Origin of the sequence: Heliomicrobium undosum (assembly GCF_009877425.1) — a bacterium.
GTDB classification, from domain to species: Bacteria; Bacillota; Desulfitobacteriia; order Heliobacteriales; family Heliobacteriaceae; genus Heliomicrobium; species Heliomicrobium undosum.
On the sequence record NZ_WXEY01000042.1, the window covers coordinates 1 to 6,666 of the forward strand.

Annotated in this window: 8 protein-coding genes and 1 other RNA gene; 3 read left to right on the forward strand and 6 right to left on the reverse strand. The window is 42.9% G+C overall.

Annotation, left to right across the window (positions count from 1 at the left end):
- From GTO91_RS17220 to ssrA, 6 genes are all read right to left on the reverse strand, one after another.
- A partial coding sequence (locus GTO91_RS17220) for a hypothetical protein (protein WP_161259957.1) occupies window positions 1–1,061 on the reverse strand: 1,061 nt, incomplete at its 3' end.
- Window positions 1,062–1,390: 329 nt separating this feature from the next.
- Window positions 1,391–1,540: an IS66 family insertion sequence element accessory protein TnpA gene (tnpA, locus tag GTO91_RS17225; RefSeq protein WP_161259958.1), complete on the reverse strand. Its 150-nt coding sequence runs from the start codon at window positions 1,538–1,540 to the stop codon at window positions 1,391–1,393.
- Between the two features lie 155 nt (window positions 1,541–1,695).
- Entirely contained in the window at window positions 1,696–2,118 is a 423-nt protein-coding gene (locus GTO91_RS17230; protein WP_161259959.1) for a hypothetical protein, read from the reverse strand.
- A gap of 48 nt (window positions 2,119–2,166) precedes the next feature.
- Window positions 2,167–2,799, reverse strand: a complete 633-nt coding sequence (locus tag GTO91_RS17235; protein WP_161259960.1) for a hypothetical protein — start codon at window positions 2,797–2,799, stop codon at window positions 2,167–2,169.
- Window positions 2,786–3,664: an NERD domain-containing protein gene (locus tag GTO91_RS17240; RefSeq protein ID WP_161259961.1), complete on the reverse strand. Its 879-nt coding sequence runs from the start codon at window positions 3,662–3,664 to the stop codon at window positions 2,786–2,788. Before GTO91_RS17240 ends, GTO91_RS17235 begins: the two co-directional genes overlap by 14 nt.
- Before the next feature lie 106 nt (window positions 3,665–3,770).
- Window positions 3,771–4,123, reverse strand: a transfer-messenger RNA (tmRNA) gene (gene ssrA / locus GTO91_RS17245).
- Window positions 4,124–4,426: 303 nt separating this feature from the next.
- On the opposite strand from ssrA, the gene GTO91_RS17250 reads away from it, so the two are divergent.
- The 3 genes from GTO91_RS17250 to GTO91_RS17260 all read left to right on the forward strand — a co-directional run bounded on the left by GTO91_RS17250 (window position 4,427) and on the right by GTO91_RS17260 (window position 6,447).
- The gene (locus GTO91_RS17250; protein ID WP_161259962.1) at window positions 4,427–4,906 is read left to right on the forward strand and encodes a DUF2975 domain-containing protein; all 480 of its coding nucleotides are present in this window, start codon (window positions 4,427–4,429) and stop codon (window positions 4,904–4,906) included.
- Between the two features lie 10 nt (window positions 4,907–4,916).
- A complete protein-coding gene (locus GTO91_RS17255; RefSeq protein ID WP_161259963.1) occupies window positions 4,917–5,138 on the forward strand; it encodes a helix-turn-helix domain-containing protein in 222 nt (73 codons plus the stop codon).
- 64 nt (window positions 5,139–5,202) lie between these two features.
- Entirely contained in the window at window positions 5,203–6,447 is a 1,245-nt protein-coding gene (locus GTO91_RS17260; RefSeq protein WP_161259964.1) for a DUF4153 domain-containing protein, read from the forward strand.
- Window positions 6,448–6,666 lie beyond the last annotated feature (219 nt).

Sequence of the window (6,666 nt, forward strand, 5' to 3'; positions counted from 1 at the left end):
TTAAGAGTATCTCTTTGCCAAATTAAGTAGGGCTCTTCATTTTTCAAGACTTGCACTATTGGTCTTCTATGTAATCTATTCTTTCTTTTTTGCTTCCATATATCAATTGATTCCTTTTCAAGCTCTTCAGACTTCAATGTAAAAACATCAATAATTTGAGATATAACATCCTCACTAATATTTAACTTTTTTGAGGCACTAGTTAACAAAAATGATTTGCTTGCTATAAAACATGATGCGTCGATGGGTTCTTTCATACCATAACCCAAATAAGTTATAACACAAACAATGTTTGTGAAAGAATACCCATAATCTTTTATAAACGCTTCATCTAGCCGCTTAGGAAATTCGGATACAATGCTGTTAATCCTTGAAAGGACGTCTTCGTAAGAGCTTGAAGTGAGATGCTCCCATTCTTTTTGTCTAGAATAAAAACCTTGAATTTTTTCTTTACAATTATCTTCAAGAATTATATCTATTGGTTTGCGATAATTTTTCGGAAAAACGATCAACTTGGTATTGTTGGGAAATAATTTAAATGTTTGGTTTGATAATTGTGTGGTTATAAACGATACCTCTGCAGCAGCTACCGCACGTCCTAAATAGCCAGCTAGTTTTGGACTCGATATACCGTTGTTCCACGATGGTTTCATGAGGCATAACGTCTCGATTATATGTTTCATTGCTCTTCGAATGGTAGGTATGTTATCCTTTAGAAATTCATCCTCTTCTTCCGAGAACGATTCCTTATTGTTTCTCCATTCGTTGAAAATTTTCGTCCACTGTTCGTGTTGATAATAGATAAAATCTATTGTTGATAAATAATTTATTTTATCTAATTCTTTTTTCATTACCTGATAATAAAATCCATAAAGATCTTTTAATATATTATTAATAATTATTGGATCACTATATTCCCCAGGCTGGTATTTCCTTCTTAAAAAATATCCTGCTTCAGTATGCAGTTTAGACTGATCGATAGAACGCCAAACTTGTGTTCCATTAAAATCGATAAATACATTATCTTTATGGATTTTATTATTATATTTTTTCTTTTTCATTTTGTTTCACTCCTATAGCAAGCATTAATAAAATTGCCAACCAACATTCATCTCTAATAAAGCTAACTTGTAACATTGCAAGAATCACACATTACTATTAACTAAAGAAAAAGCAAAAAGTTCTTAGCTTTTTCCTCCATTAACACTTAATTATCCCCTCTTTAACTGATTTTTCAATTGTTCCAACAGTTACGGCATCCATGGCTTTCAGCACGTCAGCGAGCAGACCAGGACTGAACCCGGTTTCCACACAGATGGTCCATTTCCCGTATTTGGATCCTGATTTCGGTGCTACTGTGCTCTTTTGCCAACGTTACATCCGCCCACTGCTACGGGATATGGTTCGCTTTTTTATTCAGCTTGGTTGCCCAGATGACGTACTGGCGGTAATCAATACCCTTTTCTTCACACCATGTTTTTGCGGTCATGCCGCTTGCTCGACATTCGGTCACGATGGCCAACTGTTCTTGCGTAGTCAACCTTATACCTCCATTCTCATGTTTGAATGGAGATATTTTCGCATTCTTAGGACTGCCTGACCATGCGCCTGAACATTAAGCGCTTACTGACAACGGGCTATAAAAAAACACACAAGATACTTACTCGTATCCTATGTGTGTCGCTCTTGGCCGGTTTAATCATTATTATGAGTGCCCTTCCATGACCGAACGTAAATACGTTCCCCTTCTTTCTGTTCTACGTTTTCACCCGGTTGCAACAATCGACTGTATATCCAATTTCCGTCTTTCTTAACGTAAGCAATCGCTTTTTTCTCTAAGATAATCTCTTCTATTAAGTGAATGGCTTGATTATATGTTTCTTCTTCTGTTGGCGCATAACCGATATGTGTATGCCACCAGTCAAATCCGACCGTGATCTCTTCGTCTATTGTAGATATGAATAAGACTGTATCTTCATCATGCGGGGAAGGGATACTCACTTCAAGATAAGCCTCATCTCGGTCAGTGTACGGAGTTATCTGTATATAGGGTTTTAACTCAGGGAATTTCGCCAACAATTTATCGGCAAATACTTTGGAAAACTCATTTAATTCCACGGTGATCCTCCTTATCTCTGATTGTACCCCCTCATTTCAACGGTGTATTCACTTCACTTCCGGGAAGCTCAGTAATTCATCAAAGACACTCTTCTTGATCATCTCACGTGAATTGACCGGAACCAGATCAATCGATTTCCACACCACGTTCTTGAGTCCCCAGTAGTCGTGTGTGACCTTTTCGTTTTTGGGCTTACTGATCCAATTCTCGCCGCTCTGCTCTATGTCAAACTTATCCTGCATTCGAGTCGGATAATAAAAGAACCAGTGATCACTTACAGAGATGGTCGTCCATGGCCTGTTTTCAAAGTCAAAGGTGAACTTGCCAAGCGTGATTTGGGGAACAGGCTTACGACCGACATATTTTTTTGACTCGTCAGACAGAAGCGCCTCGACGACGTAAATGGGGCCGTTGCGCATTTCCGATCCATTTTTGAGTATGGGGTCTTTGGCCAACTGAAAGGGTTTGATAAAGCTGCTGATGGCCCAACCGCCGGGATCGGCGTCGCTTTTCCACCGGATAAAACGCGGGACTAATGGCACAAACCCTTCTTTAGCCCCGACGTTATCTAACTCGCCAAAAAAACGATTCAGGTTCTCGTAGGTTTGATACACCACCGAAACAGCCTTGCAGATATTATCGCCTATCGCGTCATGGTTTTTCGTTTCATTTAAACTCATAGTGATCTCCTCCCCGAATGTCCGCCGTCGGCCAGGCAATGAGATTGAGTTCATCATAAAAAACATAGCGCAGGCCATCACAAACGAATTTATCTTTGTCATATCCATCAAATCCGCTGAAAGACATAAAACCTTTCCTTGATAGCAATTGGGCAATATCCGAGAGGATAAGCTGCTGCCAGATAGGCAGTTCCTGCTTTGATGCCCTATCGGTTGCCTTGAATACATCCTCCCATGTGAGAAACCCCAGCGTGACACCCTCGGCCACAATGTTCCGTTCATATGTACTCCGGGCTATCGTCGCCGCCACACCGGACGGGGCAAGCAGCAGCAAATAGGCGCTCCGATTTGAAGCGATTGATTTTAGCAGTTCGGCATATCTGGCTAACTGATTGAAACTCTGTTGCCGCTCTTGATCACCGTTGTTACTGACATCATCATCGCTGGATAAAAGGCTGTTGTACTTTACTTCAATACCGATGATGTACGTCGGTGTTTCCAGGAGTACATCGATTTCGCCAAGTGTGCTGTGCTTTTCCCAGAATCGCAATTTGAAATCATGGCCCGATGTCACGCTCAATGCATCGTTAAAGGTTGCTGGTTGCCCCTGATCGGCAGTCAGCCATATCGCTTCCTTCAGCACAACTCCGAGGCCTATTTCAAACGGCAAATATCGTAACGCGCCAAAACAATCGCCTGTCAATTTGTCTTCCATCCGTTCCATCCGATCCGAATGGGCGTCGGACAACTTTCCGTAGTTTTCAGCCAGCAAGGTATCACCGCCTTTCGATGGCTTGGTCGCCATTTCCCGGGATAACTTCCAAGTCATAGACCCGCTTAACAACAGGGGGCTTTTCAGAGACAAAAAAGCCACTCCTTTGGTTGACCCCAAAAAAGTGGCTCGAATAACTTATAACCGATTAATTAGGCAAGCTTGAAACCAACTCGCCTAACTGGCGATTACAAAAATTTGGTGGAGGCGGCGGGAGTCGAACCCAGCGTCCGAAGAAGAGCCAACAAGGGCATTTACGAGCGTATTCTGTCGTTTAAGGTTTCGCCATCCTTCCGCACAACAGACAGAGCGTTGGTCAGGCTATCTCGATAAGTCTCGCTCGAACCTCCGAGAATTGGTCCGAGCCAGCTCCCTTAAATGACCCCTTACATCCTCACCGAGAGCACAGAGGAGAAGAGGTTAGACTGCAATTAAGCAGCTAAAGCGTAGTTTTCTTCGGCAATTAAAGCCTTCCGCCCTTTTTACGGTCCTGGCGGCAACCCGGCTCGCGTCCCAGGCCAACCCGTTCCCCGTCGAAACCATTACGCCCCCATATGCGTGTATCAAGGGAAATCCCATGATCCTGGTTCAACGGACAAACTATCTTGAAAAACGTCTCCTAAAGATAGGTGTCCGGATGACTATGTTGTATTCTAACACAAACACAGGGAAAAATCAACGCCATCCATAGTTTTTAATTACTGGATATTTTTTATAAAATGCGGTTGACTTGCTCCAGGTCAAAGCGCTTATCGGCGCCAAAGCTGGAATATAATGATAATCGATAATGTTTTATTGTAAAACGATAAATGGTGTGTTAAGCTCAAGCCAACAATACATCGCGAGGTGCTTTTGATGAAACGTGAAACTCTCTTTCTAAAGTTGGCTGTCATTCTCATGGGCTTTCCGGTTCTTGCTTTGTGCGTATTTGTGGTGCCTGAGATTGCGAATTTCGCAGCAGAGTTGTACCCCGATTGGGCTTATATGAAACATCTCGTTTCCATTGATTTGTATGCGACAGCGATTCCTTTTTACTTTGCTCTCTATCAAGCTTTTAAACTGTTAGGCTATATTGACAAGAACGAAGCGTTCTCGGAATTATCTGTAACGGCATTAAAGAGTATAAAAAACTGTGCGATTACAATCAGTATCTTGTATATGGCCGGCATGCCGCTCTTCTATCTCATGGCGGAGGTAGACGACGCCCCAGGTATCATACTCATCGGAATGGTCATGATTTTCGCTTCAATGGTCGTTGCTATTTTCGCTGCTGTACTTCAAAAGCTATTGAAAAATGCCATCGATATAAAATCTGAAAATGATCTAACGGTCTGAGGTGAATAACATGACTATAATCATCAATATCGATGTCATGCTGGCAAAAAGAAAAATGAGTGTCACCGAACTTTCTGAACGAGTTGGGATTACGCTGGCTAATCTTTCTATATTGAAAAATGGAAAGGCAAAAGCGATTCGATTATCCACGCTAGAGGCGATTTGCAAGGCTTTAGAATGTCAGCCTGGGGATATTTTAGAATACAAAAGCGACGAAGACAGCCAGGGATAATAATGTTCGGTGAATAAACATTGTAACGGAAGGTAAGACTGAATATGGCAAGGGGAGCAACACCATGGACATGAGCAAATTGATTATTGAAAATATCGCCAACCCTCATGAGTTGGAGAGAATGTTTAGAAAAGATCCCGAGGCGTTTAAAAAGTCATTCCCGTACGCCTGGGAAAAAAGACCTGATTCCCACGTTCTTGCCGTTTGGTATGAAAGATTGCATTTCAAGGAGACGGCAAATACAGAAAAGGCTTCTTTGCTTCAGAAAGACTTCTTATCCATGGGCATTTTAGCAATTCTGGCCGGGATAAGCACCAGGGTGATTTTGCATCTTACGGAACAGCAAGCCATCGCCCCGATCAACCTGGTTTTTGGCATACTTCCTTTTATTGCCGCTTATTTTGTGTACAATAATCCCCCCAAAAAAAATGTTCTTTACACCCTCGCATCGTTATTTCTCATCTCCGTATTTTATATGAATATGCTTCCGCAAGAGCAGACAGACAGTATTATCCTGGCTTATCTACACCTTCCTATTTTCTTATGGGTTCTATTAGGGCTTGCATTTACAGGAAATGAATATGGCATAGGCAGCACGAGATTAGCCTATCTCAAATTTAACGGGGAATTCTCCATACTCTACGCCAGCATGGCCATCAGCGGAATGGTGCTCACAGCATTAACCATGCAGTTGTTCACTTTTGTCGGCATGGATATCTCGGAATTCTATTTTGAAAATGTCGTTTTATTTGGCGCTGCCGCTCTCGCGATCGTGGCTACTTACCTGGTAACGAGGAACCTTAAAATTGCTAAAAATATTGCGCCCTATATAGCCAAAATTTTTAGTCCCCTTGTACTGGCCACATTGCTGGTCTATCTTATCACGGTGATTTGGGTCGGAAAAAATCCATTCATGGACCGCGATTTCCTCCTATCCTTCAACGGAATACTCCTTTGTGTATTGGCCGTTACCATATTCTCCATTACCGAAAGCGGCACAGACGAGAAAAAGAACATTTCCGATTATATCAATTTCGCCCTCATTGTTCTTGCTCTGATCATTGACAGTGTGGCTTTATCGGCCATCATGTTCAGGCTCTCTTCTTTTGGGATTACGCCCAACAGACTTGCCGTTTTAGGCGTAAACATACTTATCTGGGCCAATCTCATTTGGATTATGCTCTCCTATATGCGGTTTCTGCGAAACAAAACCGGACCTTCCACCATCCAAGATGCCGTTACGACGTATTTGCCGCTCTACGGACTTTGGGCAGCTATCGTTACATTTACTTTTCCCTTCATTTTTTAATAGAGCGCTCTCAAGCGCCCCTATCGGTCCCGCCTACCGGCGGGACCTTTTTTACTCCATTGGCATATGATGGAGCGAACATGAGGAGGTGCTCAATAGTCATGGATCGGAGACCACCGACCGGCTATCCGAAAGTGCCCTACACGCCGATAGCACCTGAGCGCTTGGTGCCGCCGCCGCCGCCGCCACCGCCGCCACCACCGCCGCCACCGCCGCCGC

Excerpts from the sequence above, each read along its gene's own strand:
- GTO91_RS17235 (WP_161259960.1), bottom strand. The coding sequence starts at position 2,799 with ATGAGTTTAAATGAAACGAAAAACCATGACGCGATAGGCGATAATATC.
- GTO91_RS17255 (WP_161259963.1), top strand. The coding sequence starts at position 4,917 with ATGACTATAATCATCAATATCGATGTCATGCTGGCAAAAAGAAAAATG.
- GTO91_RS17260 (WP_161259964.1), top strand. The coding sequence starts at position 5,203 with ATGGACATGAGCAAATTGATTATTGAAAATATCGCCAACCCTCATGAG.
- GTO91_RS17250 (WP_161259962.1), top strand. The coding sequence starts at position 4,427 with ATGAAACGTGAAACTCTCTTTCTAAAGTTGGCTGTCATTCTCATGGGC.